Annotated in this window: 14 protein-coding genes; all 14 read right to left on the bottom strand. The window is 47.4% G+C overall.

The genetic code is table 11. The features are described from left to right. Positions 1 to 44: 44 nt before the first annotated feature. Complete coding sequence (locus tag ACFQ3J_RS18935) at positions 45 to 1,331, bottom strand: ABC transporter substrate-binding protein (protein WP_091159325.1); 1,287 nt, start codon at positions 1,329 to 1,331, stop codon at positions 45 to 47. A gap of 317 nt (positions 1,332 to 1,648) precedes the next feature. Beyond that, positions 1,649 to 3,460 carry a cache domain-containing sensor histidine kinase gene (locus ACFQ3J_RS18930; RefSeq protein WP_251583693.1) on the bottom strand — a complete coding sequence of 604 codons (1,812 nt, stop codon included), beginning with the start codon at positions 3,458 to 3,460 and terminating at the stop codon, positions 1,649 to 1,651. Then, complete coding sequence (locus ACFQ3J_RS18925; RefSeq protein ID WP_251583692.1) at positions 3,457 to 5,013, bottom strand: response regulator transcription factor; 1,557 nt, start codon at positions 5,011 to 5,013, stop codon at positions 3,457 to 3,459. The genes ACFQ3J_RS18930 and ACFQ3J_RS18925 overlap by 4 nt, the downstream gene beginning before the upstream one ends. Before the next feature lie 280 nt (positions 5,014 to 5,293). After that, entirely contained in the window at positions 5,294 to 6,088 is a 795-nt protein-coding gene (locus ACFQ3J_RS18920; RefSeq protein WP_251583691.1) for an NAD-dependent epimerase/dehydratase family protein, read from the bottom strand. A 147-nt stretch (positions 6,089 to 6,235) separates the two neighbouring features. Continuing rightward, positions 6,236 to 7,372: a DUF2087 domain-containing protein gene (locus ACFQ3J_RS18915; protein ID WP_251583690.1), complete on the bottom strand. Its 1,137-nt coding sequence runs from the start codon at positions 7,370 to 7,372 to the stop codon at positions 6,236 to 6,238. Positions 7,373 to 7,641: 269 nt separating this feature from the next. Then, entirely contained in the window at positions 7,642 to 8,826 is a 1,185-nt protein-coding gene (locus tag ACFQ3J_RS18910; protein WP_251583689.1) for an anhydro-N-acetylmuramic acid kinase, read from the bottom strand. Beyond that, a complete protein-coding gene (gene nagZ / locus ACFQ3J_RS18905; protein WP_251583688.1) occupies positions 8,823 to 10,499 on the bottom strand; it encodes a beta-N-acetylhexosaminidase in 1,677 nt (558 codons plus the stop codon). The genes ACFQ3J_RS18910 and nagZ overlap by 4 nt, the downstream gene beginning before the upstream one ends. Positions 10,500 to 10,503: 4 nt before the next feature. After that, a complete protein-coding gene (locus ACFQ3J_RS18900; RefSeq protein WP_251583687.1) occupies positions 10,504 to 11,676 on the bottom strand; it encodes an exo-beta-N-acetylmuramidase NamZ family protein in 1,173 nt (390 codons plus the stop codon). Positions 11,677 to 11,734: 58 nt separating this feature from the next. Further along, entirely contained in the window at positions 11,735 to 17,464 is a 5,730-nt protein-coding gene (locus ACFQ3J_RS18895) for an S-layer homology domain-containing protein (protein ID WP_251583686.1), read from the bottom strand. 128 nt (positions 17,465 to 17,592) lie between these two features. Next, positions 17,593 to 18,294 (bottom strand): hypothetical protein, encoded by a 702-nt coding sequence (locus tag ACFQ3J_RS18890; RefSeq protein WP_251583685.1) that lies wholly within the window; start codon positions 18,292 to 18,294, stop codon positions 17,593 to 17,595. 14 nt (positions 18,295 to 18,308) lie between these two features. Then, a complete protein-coding gene (locus tag ACFQ3J_RS18885) occupies positions 18,309 to 19,421 on the bottom strand; it encodes an ABC transporter ATP-binding protein (RefSeq protein ID WP_091159311.1) in 1,113 nt (370 codons plus the stop codon). Positions 19,422 to 19,442: 21 nt separating this feature from the next. After that, positions 19,443 to 20,276, bottom strand: a complete 834-nt coding sequence (locus ACFQ3J_RS18880) for a carbohydrate ABC transporter permease (protein ID WP_091159766.1) — start codon at positions 20,274 to 20,276, stop codon at positions 19,443 to 19,445. A 32-nt stretch (positions 20,277 to 20,308) separates the two neighbouring features. Next, positions 20,309 to 21,229: a carbohydrate ABC transporter permease gene (locus ACFQ3J_RS18875; protein WP_091159309.1), complete on the bottom strand. Its 921-nt coding sequence runs from the start codon at positions 21,227 to 21,229 to the stop codon at positions 20,309 to 20,311. 121 nt (positions 21,230 to 21,350) lie between these two features. Beyond that, positions 21,351 to 22,703, bottom strand: a complete 1,353-nt coding sequence (locus ACFQ3J_RS18870) for an ABC transporter substrate-binding protein (protein ID WP_251583684.1) — start codon at positions 22,701 to 22,703, stop codon at positions 21,351 to 21,353. Positions 22,704 to 22,725 lie beyond the last annotated feature (22 nt).

Here is a 22,725-nt window from a genome sequence, read left to right as displayed (position 1 = left end):
TTAAGAAGCAGCGTAAAGAGCAAGGGTTTGTTGTTATTCTAAGATTAGCGAATTTGCGTTTCCGCTTGAGACTGAGCATCACCCAGAACGGTATCCAGATCCTGTCCACCAAGGTAGCTCTGCATCGCTACTACGAGAATGTCTTCAATTGCATAGGTGTTCAGACCGTAGTTCACGTTCGGAATTTGTTCTGTCCAAGCAGCAAAATCGGATACGACTTTTTGATTCTGGAAGAATTCATCCTCTGCCTTGTACGCTTCACCTTCTGCAGCTGCTTTGAGTGTACCGATAACACCTACATCTGTATTCAAGGTTTGATACAGATCCACATCAGAACCAAAGGTCTGCTTCAGGAATTCAGCGGCCGCCTCTTTGCCATCCACATTCATAACATACCAGGAGCTTCCTCCAAGATTGGATGCATGCACAGAACCTTCAACACCAGGAAGCGTAGGAAGTGAAGCTACTGCCCATTGGCCAGACTGAGATGCCTCGGCTTTGATGGATGGTGTAATCCAGTTTCCTGTAGGAACGGTTGCAATTTCACCACTGTTGAATGCACCGACGAATTGGCTCCAGTCCGAGTTGACTTTGACGATACCAGAATCCATCATTTCTTTGTAGATCTCGAACGCCGACTTCATCGCTTCGTTATCAGCGATCGTTGGTGTTGAACCATCTTCAGCTGTATACCAGCTGCCAGCGGATTGGATCATCATACGGATGATACCCAGATCGTTAGGGTCTTGAGTCAACATCGCTTTGCCTGTCTTCTCTTTTACGTCTTTACCGATCTCAATGTACTGCTTCCAATCGATATCCTGCAGATCCTCAAGCGTATAGCCTGCCTGCTCCAGATAATCCGTTCTGACATACATGCCGGTGACACCAGAGTCAAACGGTACACCATATTGCTTGCCGTCTACACTCGTTGGACCAATCTTATAATCTGCGAAGTCCTCAGCATTGATCACATCGGTTAATTCATAGAAAGCATCCGGGTAGGATTGCAGGAAGCTTTGTGCTCTGTAATCCTCAATCAATACGATATTAGGAAGACCTCTTGTAGATCCAGAGTTAAGTCCCGTGTTCAGCTTCTGTACAATGTCATTTTGTGCGTTCTCCACGATGTTGACCGTCACGTCTGGATTAACCTCAGCATACGCTTCTTTTGCTTTGTTCATTGCCGCAATATTAAATGCCGGGTCCCAGGCCCATACGGTAATTTCGTTCGTATCTGCGCTGTCCCCTGATCCGGATTCTCCTCCACCGCCGCCACAAGCGGTCAACAGTACGCTACTCGCCAGCATTACAGACAATAATTTTTTCAAAATCATAACCCCCTCAAGGCTTGTAAATGAGATGTTCTATGTCCGGGACATGCGCCTCGGCTTGATGCAAAATCTGAAAAAATAAAAGATGGAAGCGTTTACTCTTGCTATGCTCCCATCTTATCACTCTTGTATGCGTTTTCTTTAGAACTATCTTTGCAAGCTTTTGTTCTTTTATTGGGTGTTGGCAAGAGTACAAGAGTCATTGTCAGGTAATATCTTTAGCTTTTTGCAATATTTTTATGAATACATGTACTCATAACCTGTAGTTTAGGATTATTTCCATGATTTTGGCAGACACGGTATAATTCTGAACCTTATGGATTGTCCTTGTTGGATTGAATTAGCGGCAGACTGATTTTCACCTTGGTTCCTTCCCCGGGCTTGCTTGTAATTTGGACACCATAGTCTTCCCCGTACATGATTTTAATCCGCTCATCCACATTTTTAATACCAATCCCAGAGAACAGCTTGCGATTCCGCTTTGTCTGCGGAAGCTTGGTCTCCTCACCAGCTTTGTTATGACGATCTAATTCCATATCCATTCCGTCTCCGTTATCAACGACCTCACAGATCAGCTGTTCATGCTGACAGGAAATCATAATGATGATGCTTCCTTCCCCTTTGTGATTAAAAGCATGGAAAAATGCATTTTCGATAAATGGCTGAATAATGAGTTTAGGAACCTCATAATCCATGACACCGGGCTCTATGAAATAGTTCACACGAATTTTGTCTCCATAGCGAACATGGTTAATATACACGTAGTTTTTCAGTGTCTCTATTTCCTGCCTCACGGGAATGGTCGATTCCACATCGCTTACCGTATTTTGCAGCAGGGTAATTAAGGAGTTAATCGTCTCTGCTGCCCGTTCACGGTCTCCTTGCTGAACCAGAAATTTAATTGACGCAAGTGTGTTGTATAGGAAGTGAGGATTGATCTGCATCTGCAGTGCTGCAAGCTCTGCATTACGCTGCTGCTTCTCGGTCTTAACAAGTCTGTCTACGTAGTCATTCAGCTCGTCCAGCATAAAATTGAACGCATTTCCGAGCTCCTGAGCCTCCCGGCTGCTTGTCGAGATATCGACATAATTGCTGAATCCTTTCGTTGGGATACCTGACATCTGATGAATCAGCCCTCGCAGAGATCTTGTCATTTTTCTAGTCATAAAGTACACAATAATAAGAGTTATTCCCACAATACCAAGGGTGGTCAGTGTCAGCGCTCTTACGTTAACCAACTGTCCGATAGCAGCATCCTTATCGATCAGGTTGACCAGATAGAAGTCGAACTCAGGTAAGTACTCGGAGAACAAGATGCGGTCATCACCCAGCAGATCGGCATTCTTCCCCAACTCTCCACTTCGCTGGTCAGCGACTACTTTGTTCAGCAGGGTTTTATCTGTCATTCCAATCAGCTCCTGCTGATTGCTGGAGATTACCATTCCTTCATCATTCATCAGGAGCACATCATTTCCGTCACTCGTGAAATTGGCATAGAAAGGTTTGAACATGCTGTCTCTGATCATGACATATATGGTTCCGTAAATTTCATCCGAGCCATGATGATACAGCGCTTTGGAAGCAATCAGCACAGGCTCTTTCCATGTACCTGACTGACTGTCATCATGGTAGAGCTGATACACGATCTTGTGAGGATTACGAATGGTTCTCTCTGTGATCGGATGATCCGCAAGCTCAGCTGCTGTTCCGGACCAGTACCACGGATCTGTCGTGTAGCTGCGTCCATTGGCGCCTAGTATCATAATACTGACTTCATAAGCACTCAGATTAGAGCTGATGGTCTTCATTCGCTGGGTCATATTGTATGTCTGCATCGCCAGAGATACGGAATCCGTATCTCCGCTCGTCAAATAGTTGCGTATGGTTCCGCTCTGACTGACCAAGTTCGTAGTAGTAGCCACCGCTCCGTTATAGGATTCAAGATTCGATTTCATCTGATTCAGCAGCTTCGTATTCGTGATGCTGAAGGTTTGCAGGAAGACCTGCTCCGACATCCGGATCGTTATTGCCAGTGTGAGTACAGATACCGTAATAAGACTGATTAATGTAACGAGGAACAGTTTGACAAACAAGCTTTGATTATTGAACATTCTCATATGTCTCATTCCTCTTTTGCAAATTGCTCTCTGCGATAGGTGCTTGGTGATAAACCCGTAAGCTTCTTGAACACTTTGGTGAAATAGCTCTGATCCGAATACCCGACACTTGCGCTAATCTCAGAGATTGACTCCTCTGTTGAAGTAAGCAGCTCCATCGCTTTTTGAACACGGATCTTGTTCAGATACTCGCTGAACCCCTCGTTATTATGAGCCGAGAAATAGCTCGACAAGTAGGATGGGTTGAAATGAAATTGTTTGGCTACCTCGGTTAGAGTAACTGGCTCCCTGAAATGCTCCTGAATATAGCTCAGCAGCATCGCCATATTCGGATTTACCGCAGTGTTGGTTTCGCCGATTACCTGCTCGGCTTCATGAATGAAATCAACAATCCGTTGGATCGCATCCCGGGCATATCTCGCCTCATCAATTCTGCGGAAGAACTCATATTTGCTCTGCTCCAGCCGCTCTGTATCATATTTCATTTTTCCAAGTGTGCTCGTCACATTAAAAATAAAATTGCCTAGATAGGCCTTGAACTCGAAAGTATCTGTTCGGTAATCCATGGATTTGAGATGAATGTGCTCCAGAAATCCGGCAAAGCCTCTCTGAAACTGCTTCCGCTTCAGCTGCTCTGTCAGCTCCCCCATATCGAGGTCTGCTGTCACCTGAGGCAAGTCCGGCAGATCCCCGCCAAAGATAAAATGCATATCCGGCAGATAGAAGGAATACCGCGCAAGCGACAAGAACTGATTCCGATACACCTCTCCTAACTGGTAAAAATCCGTAAAACGATCAGTCAAAACAAAGTGCACCCCTGATTTTTTTTCCGGCGGCAGCTGCCCTATCCTTTCTCTTACTTCCATAATGAGGCTGTTCCAAACCCCAGAGTCCATATTCATTAAATAAAGAGCCTGGTCCTTCATATTCAGATGAATGCTTACCGTATCTGTAACCTGTGAGATCATCGTTTCTACGATCTGAATCAAGCTAGATCTTACTTCCTGCATTGCGATGTGCTTCATATCCATGCCGAAGAGGACATAGCTGTCCCCCCGCAGGACGGTATCCAGCACTCCTGACGGTAACTCGGCTTCATAGCCTGCAATCAGCTTCTCCGCTGCCTGTTCAATGTACCTCTCCTCTGCCGGTTCTTCTACTGCAGTTTCCTGTAACTCCACGATTTGGGCTGCCGTTTTATTCAGAATGCTGAGCAAATAATCGGCTTCCAGCTTTGGTTTCAATATATAATCAGCTACACCGCTTTGGAAGGTGGACCTGACGTACTCGAATTCACTAAAGCTGCTGAGAACGATAACTTCGATTCTTGGATGCCGTTCCTTCACAATTTTCACGAATTTCTCGCCATCCATGATGGGCATCACGATATCGGTCAGAATGATATGAGGTTTCACCTCTTCCACAAGATCAAGTGCCTCAAGTCCGTTCGCAGCTTCGCCTACAATTCGAAATCCGGCCTGTTCCCAGTTCATTAGATGCTTAATGCCCTGCCTTACCAGCATCTCATCATCAACGATCATCACTTTGCATATGGATTTCAATATTTCATACCTCCTCTTGAATACAAAAAAAAGCCCAACTAATCCGCCAGGCGCCCAAAGTCGGGACATGGGTATCTTAGATCTGCAGAAAATAGTTAATGAAACGCTTCCGTTCATTTGTTTTATATATTGTATAGATGATGGCTTATACAAACAACCTTAATCAGGAACGAACTGGTTTCTATGTATGCAAATAAAATAAGCTAAGATGATATTTCTTGCAAATACCTTCTTAGCTCATCGCACTTATTCCTATCTTTCATCGTCAGAATTTCCACACCTAATGCGGTGCTCCCGTCATTCCTCCACCCTGGTAATCTGTCTCGTCTTCCTTAATCCGGACCCCTTTCCTTTTGGCTTCTTCAAGCAAGTCGGCAGCATCGTCCTGAGGCTTGTACCCGATCTGCGATTCCAAATATCCGATATCGTAGTAATTGTCGGTATTGGCCGAAGTCCCGTACAAGCATAGAAACTTATGATCATCCGAGGCCTCGATGCATTTCTCAGCTAGCTGCACCATATCCCGCTCTGAAATCCAAATATGGGCGGCTCTTGCCGAATGCGGACGGTCATCACCTGGGAAATTGCCGATTCGGATATTGATGGAGGATATCCCATGCCGATCTGCATACAATCTCCCGAGCAGCTCTATATAGCACTTGCTTAATCCGTAGAAGCTGTCTGGGCGGTAAGGATCTGTCACCTCTACTTTTTCCTCCACTTTATAGAAGCCAGTCGCATGGTTTGAGCTTGCGAAAATAATGCGTCTCACTCCTTGCTTGCGTGCTGCTTCATATAAATGATAGGCCCCTGTTACATTGATCGGCAGCACTTTGCCCAGGAAGTCTTCTTCATCCTTCGCCCATGCAATATGAAGCACGGTGTCCACGCCTTCCGTAAGAGCAAGCAGCTGTTCCGCATTTGTGACATCCAGCGGTTTAATGCCCTGTGCATCATTCGCATTCAGATCTGCCGCAATAATGTCATACGCCTCTGTCGCCTGTAAGCCTTGGGCTAGACAGCTTCCGATCCTTCCCGCGGCACCTGTGATGAGTATTTTCCGTCTATCAGCCATTCCTTCCTTCCACCCTTCGTAAGATTATTTCCCGGGATATAAAGATGAGTTCCACTATACCCCAGTATTAACCAAAAAAACAAAAAACACATGCACAATAATCTCGATTGTACATGTGTTCTTTTTGATATTTATGCAAATTCCTCATTATAAAGTGTTGTAGCCGTTCGGTGCATAAGGCTTGAGCTTCTCAAGCCAGCTCGCCTCCAGCTTCTTCAGCGCATCCTTTGCATCAAAGAAGGGATTGCCCTCCGGCACCTTCAGCTTCTCCCGCACTTCAATTTCGAATGCACTCTCACCAAGCTCTGCCCACTCCTGTTGCAGCCCGTTATTTCGATGACTTCCCATGTTCAGCATAAATTGCTGTCCGTTTATAGATTTCAAATTCGGTGTGCTGGCAACGTAGAGCCTGCCGTTCTCCTTATTGCGAATTTGGTAAACCCCTGCCTCGGTCTTCATTTCTTTCGCCTGCAGCTGTAATTCCTCTCTCCGGTTCATCTTCTTATCCTCCATTCCTATAGAATTGGTCAACACATACCGGCTTCCGTCTTCTTCCCTGCTCAGTATTCCGTAATCCACCATATATCTGCGCACCGTCACATAGTCCTCATACACTTGTTCCAGCATCCGGTTCACCTCAGGCTCCGTGTACTCGACGCCGGGTATAAAGCGCTTAGCAAGCTCGTTCATCACAATGATGCGATGCTTCTCCTGCATGGAAAAGGTCTTAAGCGGCCCCTCCACGCCATGGGGGAAGTATTTCTTAAGCACCCTGTCTTGTTCAGAGGAGCTAATGCTGTACCTGTCATCATTGTTACCTGCACGTTTGCTGATCGGAGCCTCCAGCTCGGCAGGGCGATTCGTATCAATCTCACTCAGCAGCTCCATCACCGCAAGCAGCACCTTGGCCTGGCGCTCCTTCTCCTTCAATACAAAACGATGATTGCGTATGGTCGATGTTGATCCTACACCAAGCTCCTTCTGAATATCGGCATCCTTCTTGCCTTCATAGAATTTCGCTAACACCTTGCGCTGTATATCCGAGAGTCCGCTCACACTCTTATCCAGTGAAATCAAATATTCAAACACAGACCCATGCTCCTGCTCGATATGGATCTGAATATACCTGAATGCTTCATAGAGAATGCCATCAACCGGATAGATAACTCCCTTCTCAATCCGTTCGCCGCAGCAAACACAGACGAACTCGAGATCGCGCTCCATATATCCACGCTTAATCTCCTCCAGCCCTGCATCATACATATAGGCTTTATTCACATCCATATTATTCGCACTCTCCATTATATTTTATATAGACATAATATTATTATGTTTGTTTATTGTCAAACATATATAATTTTTATCTATAAATTTTCAATTTTATGTATGTCAGATTCGATCTTCAGCTCTCAGAATGATGCGAACATCAAAAAAAGCAGGACAATGAGGGTAAACTCCCATCACAATCCTGCTTATCACACATTCAACAAGGCAATCTGAACGATTCATTTGATGATCCGATTCCACAGGGCGATCTTTCGCATCATTCCGGTTCAGCCGAGCGCCAGTTTGCCCATCACAACCCGGCGACCGGCGCCAGTAGCAGAGGGGATGTTGTTTGGTATGCCGTGGATACATTCGTTACCGAGCAGTGCAAAGATCAGCGCTTCTTTGGCATCATCATCAATCCCAAACGAGCTTGCTTTGGCAACTGTCCGGCCCGGAAGCAGCTCACTCAGCATAGCTAGGAGCACCTCGTTATGCGCACCCCCGCCAGATACAATGATTTGATCAATCTTGTTTTTAGGAAAAACCCAGCGTTCATAACTGTCCGCAATCGACTTCGCCGTGAACCAAGTAGCGGTAGCTACAATATCCGCTGAGGACAATCCACGCTCCCTTGCACCGGCTAGAACAGCCGCTGCATATGCCGCTCCAAATAGTTCACGGCCGGTGGATTTAGGGGGCATCTGTGAGAAATAGGGGTGTTGCATCATTTTAGCCACCAAGCCTTTATCCGGCGTTCCCTCAGCTGCCCACTTCCCGTTCTCATCATAGGCAAGCTTTCCTCCAGACAATTCGAGCACCACTTGATCGATAATCATGTTACCCGGTCCCGTATCATAAGCCGTTACCTGATCAGCCGTGCAGGCAGCAGGGAGAACCGTGCAATTCCCGATTCCCCCAATATTTTGCAATACTCTCCCCTGCAGTGCATCACCGAACAATATCAGATCGCCATAAGGAACAAGTGGAGCGCCCTGCCCTCCTGCCGCCATATCTGCTGGTCTGAAATCACCCACGACCGGTCTTCCGGTCCGAGTTGCGATGACCGACAAATCCCCAAGCTGTAAGGTCGAGCGGGCAAGTGACTGTGCTGCGTCTGACTTCGGAATATGCCACACCGTCTGTCCGTGCGAGCTGATAAAGTCCACTTCATCCATAGCGATGCCCGCTTGTTGGCATACGGCTTCTGCGGCAGCGGCAAATCGGTCTGCAAGCAGAAAATTCATGGAGCAAACATCCGCTACACTAGACTGTTCGATATTACACAGTGCTTTGATCTGCTCTCTGAAACCCTCCTCATATGGAAGCTGTACATAGGCAATCAGTCTGGACGTCGTAGTCAGCCCACTCCCTTTTATTCGAACCAGTGCTGCATCCACACCATCGAGCGACGTACCTGACATAAGCCCGATGGCTAGACTCTCTGTTTTGAAGCCTGTTATGCTGATCATCGCGAGGAGGTGCCTGCTGTCATCTCATCACCAAGGGTTACAGGCAGCTTGCCCTTGAATGGAATCGAGCCAAGCAAGGCTCTTGCAGCGCTCCTCATGGCGATAGGCCTGCTCTCATAAGCCGCGATATATACCTTAATATCCGGAAACGCCTTAAGATCATAAGGATTGCGCGTAGCGACCACCGCGAGCGGCTTGCCCGTAGCCTGCAGCTGTTTCACCAGCTGTGCCTGCTCGGCATAGAAATGAGCGTTATAAGTAGCGATCACAATTTGCTCAATGTCCGGGCTGCTTGCTGCAGTGATAACAGATTCACTCTGCTCCGCGACCTCTGCTGCCGCTATACTCAGATCTTCCACCTGAAGCCCCTGCTCCACCAGCGCAGCGCCAAGACTAAGCTGATCCTTGATTTTCTCATCCGCAATGGTCATCGCAGAGGAAGCCACGGTCACAGCGAGCACCTTCCTCCCGGACAGCGGGAGCATGCCTGCTTCATCACGAACGAGTGTCATGCTGTGTTCACTAATGCGGCGAGCGATGTCTCCATGCTCTGCAAGTCCGACACCCGCTGGCAAGCCGCTCGCGTCACTCACAGGTGCAGCCAGCACCTCTTCCGGGAAGCTGCCATCCTCCATCATGATGCCGCGCCGGATCTTCAGCGACAGCAAACGGCGGACTGACTCGTTAATTCGCTCTTCACTGAGACGGCCTGCAGCCACTGCCTGCTCAATAGCTTGATATGCCCCGGCAAGCAGCTCATGGGTATGACTGATCAGCACCAGATCGGCTCCTGCTTCAAGTGCCATTACAGAAGCCTCCACGGTGCCATATGTATCGACGATGGCATGCATCTCCATGCAGTCGGTCATGATTACTCCCTCATAGCCAAGCTGTTCTCTCAGCAGTCCTGTCAGTACAGATGAAGATAAGGTTGCCGGTTTCTTCTCAGCTTCAAGTGCCGGAAAGTAGATGTGAGCGGACATTATAAAGTCCACACCCTCTTCAATCGCCTTCACAAAAGGTGTCAGCTCCAGTTGCTTCATTCGCTCCAAATCATGGGGAACAATCGGCAAATCCAGATGCGAGTCAGCCGCTGTATCGCCATGTCCAGGGAAATGCTTCGCACACGCAGATACACCTGCATCCTGATATCCCCGAACCGCCTGGGCACCATACTCGGCTACCATTTGTGCCGACTCTCCAAAGGAACGGACTCCAATCACCGGATTAAGCGGATTGTTGTTCACATCCAGTACGGGTGCAAAATTCAAATTAATACCGAGTGCACTTAATTCCTTGCCGCTGGCCAGTGCCGCTTCATAAGCATCCTCGCTGGAGCCTGCAGCAGCAATCGCCATATTGCCAGGGAATAAGGTAATTCCATCCGCTATACGTGCAACCATACCGCCTTCCTGATCAATGGATATCAGCAGCGGCAGCTGTCCCGCTTCACTCGCAGTGGTTTGCAGCTGATGTGTAAGCTGCGCCATCTGTCCTGGGTTCTCTACGTTCCGGGCAAAATAAATAATCCCCCCGACAGGATTCGCCTTGATAAATTCTGCGAGCGGCTCTGTCAATTCAGGACCCGGAAGTCCGCACAGCAGCAATTGACCGATTTTTTCACGCAGACTTAAACGAGCAAGCAGTGCTTCTACATTAGAATTTGAATTCATGTTCTCAGCTCCCATAGATCAGATAAGATGCTCTTCTCTCATGCCATTTCTCTTCGTCCTGATGCCAATTCGCCAGGATCCTCCGAAGTCCTTCTTCGTCTTGAATCCACTCTCTAATTTCCCTTCCTCCCGTGAGCAGATCAATAAAATAACGACTGCCGCCTGAAGGAGGCGGGGTCCATTCAAAGTGCTGAGGATACGAGCATGCAATTTCGTGCAACAGCATCAGTCCTGTCTCTACTGCTTTAAATTGATCTCTATTCGTAATGAACAGCCGAACACCACCGCACAGCAGTCCCTGATGCTTGGAATACACCGGTGAAGCATATACAGGATGAATATGGACACCGGGAAGCTGATGAGCTTCCATCCGCCGTGCAATCCGCTCGCCGTCCATCCAGGGTGCTCCTATCCACTCAAATGGTCTGGTCGTGCCCCGGCCTTCAGACACATTCGTGCCTTCAAAGAAACAAGTCCCTGCATATATCTCAGCCGTTTCTGGCGAGGGGAGATTAGGTGACGGCATCATCCAAGGCTGTCCCGTTTCGGCATAGGTCATCGCTCGCCTCCAGCCTTCAAGCTTGACGACATCTAGCTCGCATCCGATACCCTCTTCCTTGTTCCGCATCAAGGCGATCTCTCCAATGGTCATCCCATAGCGTATTGGTGTATGCCAGGCACCCACAAAGGATTCATATCCTTGCTGCAATATACCCCCTTCGACCTTCATTCCCCCAATCGGGTTGATTCGATCAAGAATAAGCAGCGATTTCCCACTGGCAGCACAAGCGTCCATTATATAGAAGAGGGTGGACAAATACGTATAGAAGCGCGCCCCTGCATCCTGCATATCAAAAATAACCGTATCCACCTGTGCCAGCATTTCCGGCGTTGGTTTCTTATGCTTGCCGTACAGGCTGAACACCGGAATTCCGAGTACCGGATGAATCTCATCCTCGAACAGAACCCCTGCCTGACGCTCACCGTACAGCCCGTGTTCTCCGGCAAATAAGGCGGTCAGCCGGCTGTTCTCAAGCTGTGCACACACCTCAACCGTCGTTCTGAAATCAGCGGTCATGCCTGTAGGGTTCGTAACCAGTCCTATTCTTTTGCCTTCAAGAAATGGATGTGATACTTTGGATAATCGGTCAGCTCCGGTAAGCACGTTTATCTTCATGTCATACCCTCCCTTGGCTATACAGAAGGCGCAGGATATCACTACCTGCGCCTTTTTATTACCTTTGCAGCAAATTGTATATAATTTGTGCAGTTTCCGCTCTAGTCAATGTGTCATGCGGATCGAAGGTTCCATCTGTTCTTCCGCTGATAAGCCCTTCACGCATGGCAGCTTGAATTGCTTCCTGCGCCCAACTGCTTGCTGTGCTCAAATCGGTGAACAAATGAGAGTTGTTCGGCGTATCTTCAATTATTTCCATATGCTCGAACAGTCTCATCAGCACGACTACCGCTTCTTCCCTCGTCATCTGGTCCTCAGGACGGAACAGCCCCCCACTGCCCTGCATAATGCCTAACTGCTCAGCTGCAGCAACTGCATCTGCATAGTAGGCTTGATCTGCCACATCCTCAAATGATGCTCCATCTTCTGATTGCTCAATCCCCAAACTGCGCATGGCCATTACGGCAAAATCCGCTCTGCTTACAGATGCGTTTGGTGTGAAATTACTCTCTGAAGTCCCTTTCACGATATGCTTGGCTGCCATTTTTTCCGTTATTTCCTTAGCCCAATGGTTCTGCATATCATGAAACATGGAGTGATACTCCATCACTACAATCAGACCTGTTTCATCCGTCTCGAAAGAAACCATTCCATCCTTCCACTTACCATAGATATATTCAGCTCCGGAGGCATGAACCTTATATACCCCTGCATATTCAGTGTCAATATCCGAGGTGCCGATCTGCCAATTGACTTGAACTGGAGCGGCAAGAGCAGTAAGTCTGCGGTCACCTGAATACCAACTGATATCTGCAACAAGATTCGAAGGCAGCAGAGCAGGTGTTGTTTTTGCTGCTTCTATCCACCCACGTCTCTCGTCATCAAGTACAAACTGGACGTTCCAAGTGAGCCATTCCCCTTCCATTGCCTCACCTTGCATCGCTGCATATGGAACTACAATAGATAGGGAGCCTGTGTCTATACGCAGATTTTTCTGCTCTTCATGCAACAGCCGCAGGCCTTCAGTCTCCATTTGTAACTGCAGTTGTTCAGACTCTCCTTGATTTCCTTCCTGTCGAATCGTAATATATTCTCCCGTCTGAGTAATAGCTTCAGAGATATCCTCCTGAGCTATCACGGCTTTTCCATCCGCTGTAACTCGAACCGAAATTATTCCGTTACTAATGACCGGATCACGCCTCAGCTCTTCGGAACTTCCGCCGCCAGCATGGTTACCCGTGTTTCCTGTACCCGGATTATCCGTTTCTGGATTTTCGCCGAACTCACCTGTTGAGAAATGCCAGATATTCGACTTGGTAGATCCACTGTGGTTATCTTCGGCAACGGCATACCATTGATACAACGAATTGTCCGCAATCCCTGACCAATTCACACTGGCCTCACTTCCACTCTCAATACCTTCTACCTTGCCAATCAGCTCATTCGTATACACCTTAATACCTGCATAGTCTGTAGATACTCTCTTCAGCTTGCCTTGCAAGTCCAGATCAAGTGAAAACTCATCTTTTGCAGGATATTCGGTTGGATCATAATAGTTGTAATCATTCAAGAGAGGCGAGTATGTCTTGATGTGCAGCTTGTTGTTCTGCATATCAAATTGCATGAGTCGGATATAGCCAAGCCCGCCCGCTTCTGCACCTTGGTAATCTGCAAGCATCTGATAAACACTACGATCGGGTGTACCATCACCGTCATCATCGATCTCATCTACCTTCAGCTCCGCATCATGATAATGTCCCGACAAGGCGGCAATTACATTCTCATTCGGAAGGATGACTTCTTCGTAGACTTTGTCAGCAATTGGTGCACGGTTACCGGATACGAGTAGGTATTCATGGAATGCCAGAATTGCCTTCCGCTCAGGATATTTGGCGAGCACCTCATTCATCCAATCAATCTCCGGCTGACCGAAGCCCCAGCCCATGTATACAACAATAAAATCATTGCCGTTTGAAGAGATTAAATCATAATGCCCCATGTTATTCTTATAAGACTCTCCATAATGCGGCTTATCCTCAAACCGCCAGGCTCCGAAGTATTTCCAGTATTCATCATAGGTACCGAACTGATTAGATACATCATGATTTCCCGCCAGCACTCCATAAGGAACAGCTGCTTCCTCGAGCATCTTCATGTTCTTATCCGCTTCAATCCATTGATATTCCTTGTCAGACTCATCAACAATGTCACCGGTATGAATAACGTATTTTATCTTTTGCTCTTCCTTCTGATCAGCAATCCAATTTACAATGCTTTGATAGGTCTTTGGGTAACTCTCTGAGTAATACTGTGTATCCGACATCCATACAAATGAAAAATCATATGGATCCTCGTTTACAGGTAGCTCGTCCTGGATCATCATCTGAATTTTGCCATTACTGCGATACTCACCAGCTGTTACTATGGCCTCAAGCTTAAAGTCCTCATTTCCTGCAATCTGCTGATCCAGCAGCTTCCATTCTCTCTTAGCAGAGTGGTATGCATACAGACTAACTTTACGTCCTTCTATCGATTTACCGGCCCATTCCAGCTGAACCAGATCTGTATCTTTGACAGAAGAGTCCAATGCAGCCTCAAATCGATGATATGGAAATTGCTCCACGGAGTCATCCGTCAAATATTGTCCGTCAACGCTTGCGATCTGGGCATAGTCGTCCTCGGTCATCGCTGCTTCTCCAGCAGGCACTTCTTCTTTAGGTGGCTCAACGTCTGCTGCATTACGGTATCCTTTGAAGGATTCCAATTGCTTAGCATCATGCAGATAACCTTCGTAGAAAGACACATCCATCGTATCAGATGAAGGATCCGTTACCTTTACTGTCAGTTTTGTGTTCTGCGGTACATGTTCTGCACCATCCTCAGGAGATACAAGCTCCGGCATCAGCGGGTTTTCATCTGGAACGGTGAAGTTAATTTCCTTCTCACTTACATTACCTGCTTGATCCTCTGCCTGAATCTTTAGTGTGTGCTCTCCAGCAGGCAGCTTGGATGATGATGTCTCATATGGCAGCGTAATGTCTTCGCCGTCAAGCTCCGCATGAGTTTCCTTTACTCCTGCAAGCTCATCCGCAATGACTGCATCGATCGTCAATTCTCCGCGGTATTCTTTACCATCCTCCACAGTAGGGATGATGCTTGGTGGTGTATTATCAACAATAATGTCGGCACTAACTGCTTCTTCCCCAGCCTCAGCTGTGACATTGTGCTCCCCGTCTTTTACCACGGTTGTATCCCATGAGTACGCCTTCGACTTAAGCTCATCCGTTGTAATATTAAATGTAAAATCTACATATTCATGACGCCCAGAGCTGTCACCCATATTAATCTCTTCTTGAGGGTCATTGTAGTTCGAGTCATATAGTGTTGTCCCATCAGCAAGAACTAACCGGACGTTTCGGATAACAAAATCATCCTTATTCTCTTCCTTACGATCATCAAATGGAGAAGATTTGGACCCTGCCCGAATGGACAGTACATTGTCTCCTTCATTGAACCGCCCAGCGTCAATCGGCACTGTCAGGGTCTCATACTGATTGATTGGATCCTGAAAGGTATGAAGGATTTCCTCTCCACTAGTAACTCCATTCTTGAAGTAGTAATTGACACCCGTCACTTCAAATGCAAAGTAAGCATCATGCTCAAGAGCATTGAATGTTTCCGTAGCAGGAATTGCCGCATCATCGATGAACAGTGAAATATCCTGCTTACTATCTATACCATTTGTTCCTTTAATGACCGTTTTACCCCTAACGACCTGCTCGTCTTGTACATTCAAGCGAAGTTCATCTGAAATTGTGTTTCCAACAATCATGACAACTTCGGGATCCGTCTCAATCACATTCGTTCCATCGGACAGTTCCAAATAGTACTCCAGCTGGCTGCTGCCAATAAGTTCTGGTGAATAGACGGTATAATGGTATTTCGAGTCGTCATAGGATAAGTACAGATATCTTTTTGTAAATTCGGAATTTTTGTCTGTCTTATAAAATAAAGCAACTGATTTCACTAAAGAATTATCAGTGATGCCAAATGTCATATCCATATTACTTAGCTGATTCGCCTCATCAGGTACTTCGGCAGAACTCAGTACAGGTTCTTCGTCATCCGTCTCCGTATGTACCGGCACTGAAGGAATCTGAATAGATTCTACAGTACCCGGGGTTGCATCCAGCACACCAGCACTGTATCTCACCATTTCTGTGCTGCCACCAGTTGGATAACGATAGAAAATGCCTTTATCTGCCTTGGTCTCCTCATCGTTAGCATAAGCTGCAGAGGAAATATCAACATGAGTGTTGGTACCAATCACAGCGGCCCGTTTGCCTCCGTTAGCCATACCACCTGAGTATACCCTGTACAGATTCTCATTCTCTACAAGACTGCTGCCATAGTTAGCGTTAAAATCTTCGGCCGTAAGCTCACCATTCGCTGAATTTATCACCCAAAAGACTAATGCTTCCCGAGAAGGAATCAAAATTTCCTCATTAGTCGTCGGCCATATGACGTCTGCCGAGGGACCCGAATCCGTATAGCGGTAGTACAGTTTATAGTCCTTTAAATTAATATCTTGAGCTGTATTGTTATACACCTCAATAAATTCATATCCATCGGCTCCGCCGACATTCGTTGAATCCGGGACAAGCTCAGTCACAAGCAATGAAGGAACCGAATTGTAATCTACGTCAGTCTGTTCAACATTTACCGTATATTCTTCGGTTCTTGATACAGCCCCTTGTGATCCTGCTTCAATATAATAAATAAGCTGCGACTCTGTCAGTGAATCATTCGGAATAGATGCCATATAACTGATCCCATCAGCTGAGCTCATCGTTTGTACATGGAATGCCGACTCGGATATATTTCGATAATAAACCGAACCGGTAACCGTTGCCTGCTGCTCTGCTTCTGTTTCAGCTCCCTCATATGTACGATTTGGATCCTCATTTTGCTGCTCAGCTTCATTCGCTTCATCAGCTTCATAAGTATCCTCTGTTACAGTCGGCTCTTCGGTAAATTCTGGTGAAAACCCTAAATCCTCTTCCGGAATAGCTGTTTGAAATTCCGCCTGAATTATAAGATCCTCATCATCCGAAGTAAGAGTAACCGGTGTATGTACAATGGCCGGACCCTGCGTTTCCACTTGCGGTACCAATTGTTCTGGAGCTACAGCACCTGGTGTCGCTAAACCTTGACGCTCATATATGGGCTGTGTTTGATTAATGGTTGAAGGATAATAGTGCACACTCGTCCCATCACTAACATCCGTGGATAAATAATTCGCTGTAGCGAGTTGCTGACCTGAATTGTCCTGAATAATGACTCCCCGATTACCTCCATTGGCAAACCCGTCAAAGCCAGAAATTTCAATAACCCGATGTTCATCGAGATTAACTCCAAATTTGTTATTGAAATCCTCCAATGTTTTCCTGCTTTTGTTGTACCATAATACGACGGCCTGTCCAGGTTGTGCAACAGCACCTTCTGGAAGTGTAAAGGTTTTATCCGATTCAGGATTATCCGTATAATGGTAGATGAGACGGTAATCACTTAGCTGAATAGCTGACTCGGAAGCATTATACAGCTCAAAAAACTCATAATCATCAGATCCTGTATTGTTTGGCTGAATCTCTGTTACGAATAAATCTGACCTGACTCTATTCAAGTCCACGCCCTCAGCCCGTATGATTCCCGCCGGAGCCCAAAGTCCTGCTAGCATGGAACCTAGACATAATACTGATAACCTTCGCTTCCATTTTCTTAACACCATAAATTCACTCCTGTATTCTGTGATGGATTTAGCCTGACTAACAGATTCTTTCTTCCTTTATCAGGCTAAATCCATTCTGTAAGCAGAACACAAGAATTTTGTAAAAGAAATTTGTTTTTTGTAAAATATTACATCCATTTAACAGAGCCGGCCGTGATCCCCTGTTCACTCAACTCGGCAGCGGCCTGCTCTTCTTCAATTAAATTAGCCGTCACCTTGTACATATAAATTCCCATCATCCCGTTGAACAGTACGAGGAAGCCGACTGCTGTCAGAGCGAGCAGCACAGTGAGACATACCGTCTGGAAGAAGGCGCCGACGGTGTAACCCGGATGCCGCAGGAGCAGCTTGACACTTTCTCCCATCGCCTTGAAGATCCCCATCTCCTTCTGTAGAACAAGCTGGAACGTGTGGAATTGAGAGATGAACGCCATGATGACAAAATAAGTCTGAAAAACAGCAATAACGGTATAGAACATGCCGTCTTGGCCCCCGTAATACCACCAAGTGGACCAGAGAATGAACACGAGCAGCGATATGAACAGCCCCATGACAACCGCGGGAAAATACCCTTTTCGCACTCCGGCAGCCAAATCCTTGAGCCCGTTCCTTCTGCTCTTACGCTCCATTTTATGATGGAATACATTCAGTACACCAAAGAACAGCGGCATATAAATGAAAGGAATGACAAACAAGGCAGCCGTTATGGGCAGCAGCAGTACAGTGGGAATCAGAATCAATGAACTGAGTACACTGTATAGGGCAACGGGGATGATCTCCCGATAAATCTCCGCTCCAGTCTTGACCAACACCTCACTCAGCTTACGCATCGTCATTCCTCCCTTTACGAAGTTAAAATAATTCTTTGTTCTGTCTCCGGATCAAAATAATGGGCCTTATGCAAGTTAAACAAGAAGGTTTTGGACATTCCCGTATAAGCTGTTGTTTCGGGATTGACCTTCGCCGTAATCAACCGGCTCCCGATGTGAAAATAGATCAGGTTCTCCGATCCGAGATGCTCAACGACATCTATCTTCGCTTCGATCTTGTGATATTCATTCAGACTCGGAGCGATGTCCTCTCCGTAAATATGCTCTGGACGAATACCGAGCACAACCTTCTTGCCGTGATAACCCGCAAGTCCGGCGGCTACCTCATCTGTTAGAGTCAGCTCCGCTCCTTCAATACGAATCCTGTTGCCCTCAACGACAGCATCAATGAAGTTCATCGCAGGCGAACCGATAAAGCCGGCGACAAACATATTCTGCGGATTGGCATACAGCTCGGTCGGGGAATCAATCTGCTGGATAATGCCGTTGTTCATCACCACGATCCGTTCTCCAAGGGTCATCGCTTCCACCTGATCATGGGTCACATAAACAATGGTTGCTCCAAGCCGCTTGTGAAGCTCGCTCAGCTCTACCCGCATTTGGATGCGAAGCTTGGCATCAAGGTTTGAGAGCGGCTCATCGAACAGAAACACCTGCGGGTCCCGGACGATGGCCCGGCCGACGGCCACACGCTGGCGCTGACCGCCGGACAGCTCTTTCGGCTTCCGCTCCAGCATATGCGTGAGTCCCAAAATACCGGCCGCATTTTCCACCTGCTGATTAATATACTCTTTATCCTTCTTCAGATTGCGAAGACCAAAGGACAAGTTCTCCCGAATCGTCATGTGAGGATATAGCGCATAATCCTGAAACACCATAGCAATGTCCCGGTCCTTCGGATGCAGGTCGTTGACGACCCTTTCGCCGATTAGAATATCGCCGCTCGTCTGCTTTTCTAGTCCTGCAATCATTCGAAGCGATGTTGTCTTTCCACAGCCGGAGGGACCAACGAACACGACAAATTCTTGATCCTCAATAACGAAGTCGGAGCCCGCTACCGCGGTAAAGGTCCCTTTTTTGTCATCACTAAACTGCTTGCGCACTTGTCGAAACTCCACGCGTGCCATAGGTATTCCTCCTTTCTCGTATCAGCCTTTAACGGCTCCAATAGTAATGCCTTGCAGGAAGTAGCGCTGCAGGGAGAAGAACAGGATAATCATGGGCATTGCGCCCACGGTCGCTCCCGCCATCATGGCGGCAAAATCGGACGCATCGCCGAACACGAAGGAAGCAAGCCCAACCTGAATGGTCCGCATATCGCTTGAATTCGTAATAAGGAAAGGCCAGAAGAACTCATTCCATGAGGCAACGAAGCTGAAGATCGCCAGGACAGCAAGTCCCGGCTTCGCCATCGGCAGAATGACCTTCCAGAAGATCCCGAACTCGCTGCAGGCATCAATCCGTGCCGCATGAATGAGCGAAGTAGGAAGGGAGGACATATACTGCTTCATGAGAAATATATTCCCCACGCTGACAGCCGTCGGCAAGATAATCGCCGTGTAGGTGTCCCCGATATTGAACACATTCACCATCAAAATATAGAGGGGAATAAGCGTAACCTGCGCAGGAATCATCATCGTGCTGAGCAGCACCCAAAAGATGGCCTTGTCCCCCGGGAATTTGAGCTTGGCGAAGGCATAGCCTGCGAGCGAAGCGAAAAACACGTTCGTAATCGTGGTAATGGCTGCGATAATAAACGAATTCCATAACCAGCGCCAGGCATCCGTTTTGCCAAAGAACCGCTCATAAGGCGACATCGAGATCACTTCAGGAATCATCTGCGGCCGGAAAGTAGCTGACACCTTCGTATCCTGAACAGAGCCGACCAGCATCCAGTACAGCGGAATGATCGTTATAATCGCCCAGAGCAAAATAATAACGGCTGCCAGAATGAGCAGAACCGATTTTTTTTGTAGTTTCATCGTCATACATCACACCCCCTCTATAGCCGCCTTTAATATTCAACATCGCTGGAGAAGTATTTAAACTGGATTACGGAGATGACCACGATGATGAGAGCCAGTACAAACGACTGCGCCGAAGCCAAACCAAACTCATAGAATACGAAGGCGGTTTGATAGATCAAATAAGCTATCGTAGTTGTCGCGAAGTTCGGACCCCCTTGGGTCATCAAATAAACCGAAATGAATACCTGGAACGACCCGATTACGCCTGTAACGAGCAGGTAGAGCGTTGTTGGTTTAAGCAGGGGCCAAGTAATCTTCGTAAACTTGGTCCATGCACTGGCATGATCAATATCCGCGGCCTCATAGAGCGACTTCGGAATGCCGCCCAGAGCGGCCATGTAGAGGATAATCCCCGCGCCATGGGAGCCGAGCCAGCTCATCAGGATGAGCGAGAAGAGCGCTGTGCTGGATTGTCCCAGCCATATCACAGGATCAAGCCCAAACCAGCTAAGGAACCTGTTGAGAAGTCCGACTTCGGTCGGATCGAATATAGCCAGCCATACCACGGAGATCGTAACGCCAGATGCGACTGCCGGCAGGTATAGCGTTGCTTTGAAGAAGGTCTGCCACTTACTCTTCATTTGAAAGATCAGCACAGACAAGACGAAGGTAATAATAATGTTGACAGGCACTGTTCCCAGTGTGAAAAAAGCGGTGTTTCGCATCGACTTCCAGAATGTAGCGTCCTGGAATAACCGACTATAGTTATCCAACCCTACCCAGGTGGAATTCATAATGCCGTACTCCTGGAAGCTCATAAAAAAAGCATGACCCACCGGATAAAGCGTAAATACGAGAAACAGCAGAACCGGAGCTAATATGAAGAGATAGGCCCAGCCATATTCCTTAATCGCTCGCATTGGGCTTTGCCGGGAAGGTGTCCTTTTTGGCGCAAGTGATGTCTGCATCAATCCTCACCCCCTCGAGTTTTTATTATCGAAATTGAATCCATCCATAGGCATTCCTTCTAATCAGAAAGGGTCCCAAGGACTCCGTCCTCAGGACAGCCTCCTCTGCTAATCACGCTATTTATTTGAGCATTTGCTCTGCCTTTGCCTTGAAGTCCTCCGCGATTTGCTCAGGTGTCTTCTCCCCGGAGAACAGGGCTTGAATGTTAGGCTTCACGACTTGTTCCTTGAACTGCTTCTGCTGTGCTGATTTGTCAATGTCGAGTGAGAGGGTTACCGGAATCTCGATATGCTCTGCCATGATATTCGCAGCTTCTATGGTGTCCGGTGTGCCGAGGCCCTTGCCTTCGAAATATTCGGCTTGTGATTGCCGAACGAAAGGAAGTACGAGCTCGTTGGCCGAGTTCCCTGCTTTGGCGCCGCTCAGCGCCTCCATCACAAGGAACGTGTTCTTGGCATGCTGCTCGCCCTTGTCATTCTTTTGCTTGAAGGCAACGTAACCTTCACCGCCCATGGTAGACTTGGGCTCAGCCCCGTCATTATGCGGTACGGGAAGCAATACAAATTCGATTTTTTCGCCTTGGACGGTGCCGGCATCAATATCTTTGTTACGATTTTGAATCATGACATCATAATAGGGAAGTGCTTTGGAGATGATGGCCGCTTGCCCGGCATAGAACATATCCGTCCGTTTTGCGGGAGCAATGGCTGCGGTTTCTTTTGGCATATAGCCTTGATCAATGAGGTTGTGTATGAAGGTAAGTGTGTCTAATATACGATTGTCATTCCACTGAAATTCGCCACTGGCGTTAAGTACATCCGGCATTCCATTGTTGCGGGTCAGCAATTCGATAAAATCCAGCGAGGTTCCGTCTGTGACGAGCGCATATTGCGTGGTGCCGTCAGGAGCCGTGCCTGTAAGCTTGGCAGCCGCCTCGTTGAATTCACTCCAGGTCCAGCCTTCCTGCTGGATCTGCTTCCAGTCAATTCCCGCTTCCTCCAGAATGCGCTTATTGCCGCCCCATGCCCACTGGAATTGATATATCGGCAAGCCATACTGTTTGCCTTGAATTTGCCCAAGCTCTAGTGTGCCGGGCACATAGTCATTCTTGATCTCCTCGGTCAGATAGGAGTCCAATTCAAGTGCAAGCCCCGTCTTCACATAAGCGCCATCAACACTGTGAAAATACAGATCTGGCGGATTGCCCGCATTCAGAGCAACGTCAAATTTCTTAGGACCCTCTGCCCATGTAAGCATTTCGTACTCGACCGTAATATGGGGATGCTCCTGATTAAAATCAGCGATAAGTTCCTTTAACTCATCTTCGTACGTGCCATGAACAGGGTAAGTCCACACGGTTACCGTGTCTTTGGCATCCGCATCTACGGTCTCCGCTTCACTGTCAGAAGCGCCGCCGCAGGCTGTCACGATGAGCATCATCATAGCGATCATAAGCGCAAGCGGTTTTTTCATATACATCTTCCCCCCTTTTCTT

The organism is Paenibacillus provencensis (genome assembly GCF_042678545.1).
GTDB classification, from domain to species: Bacteria; Bacillota; Bacilli; order Paenibacillales; family Paenibacillaceae; genus Paenibacillus; species Paenibacillus provencensis.
Note: the sequence above shows the minus strand (reverse complement) of the source record. Positions and strands in the feature narration are given on the sequence as shown.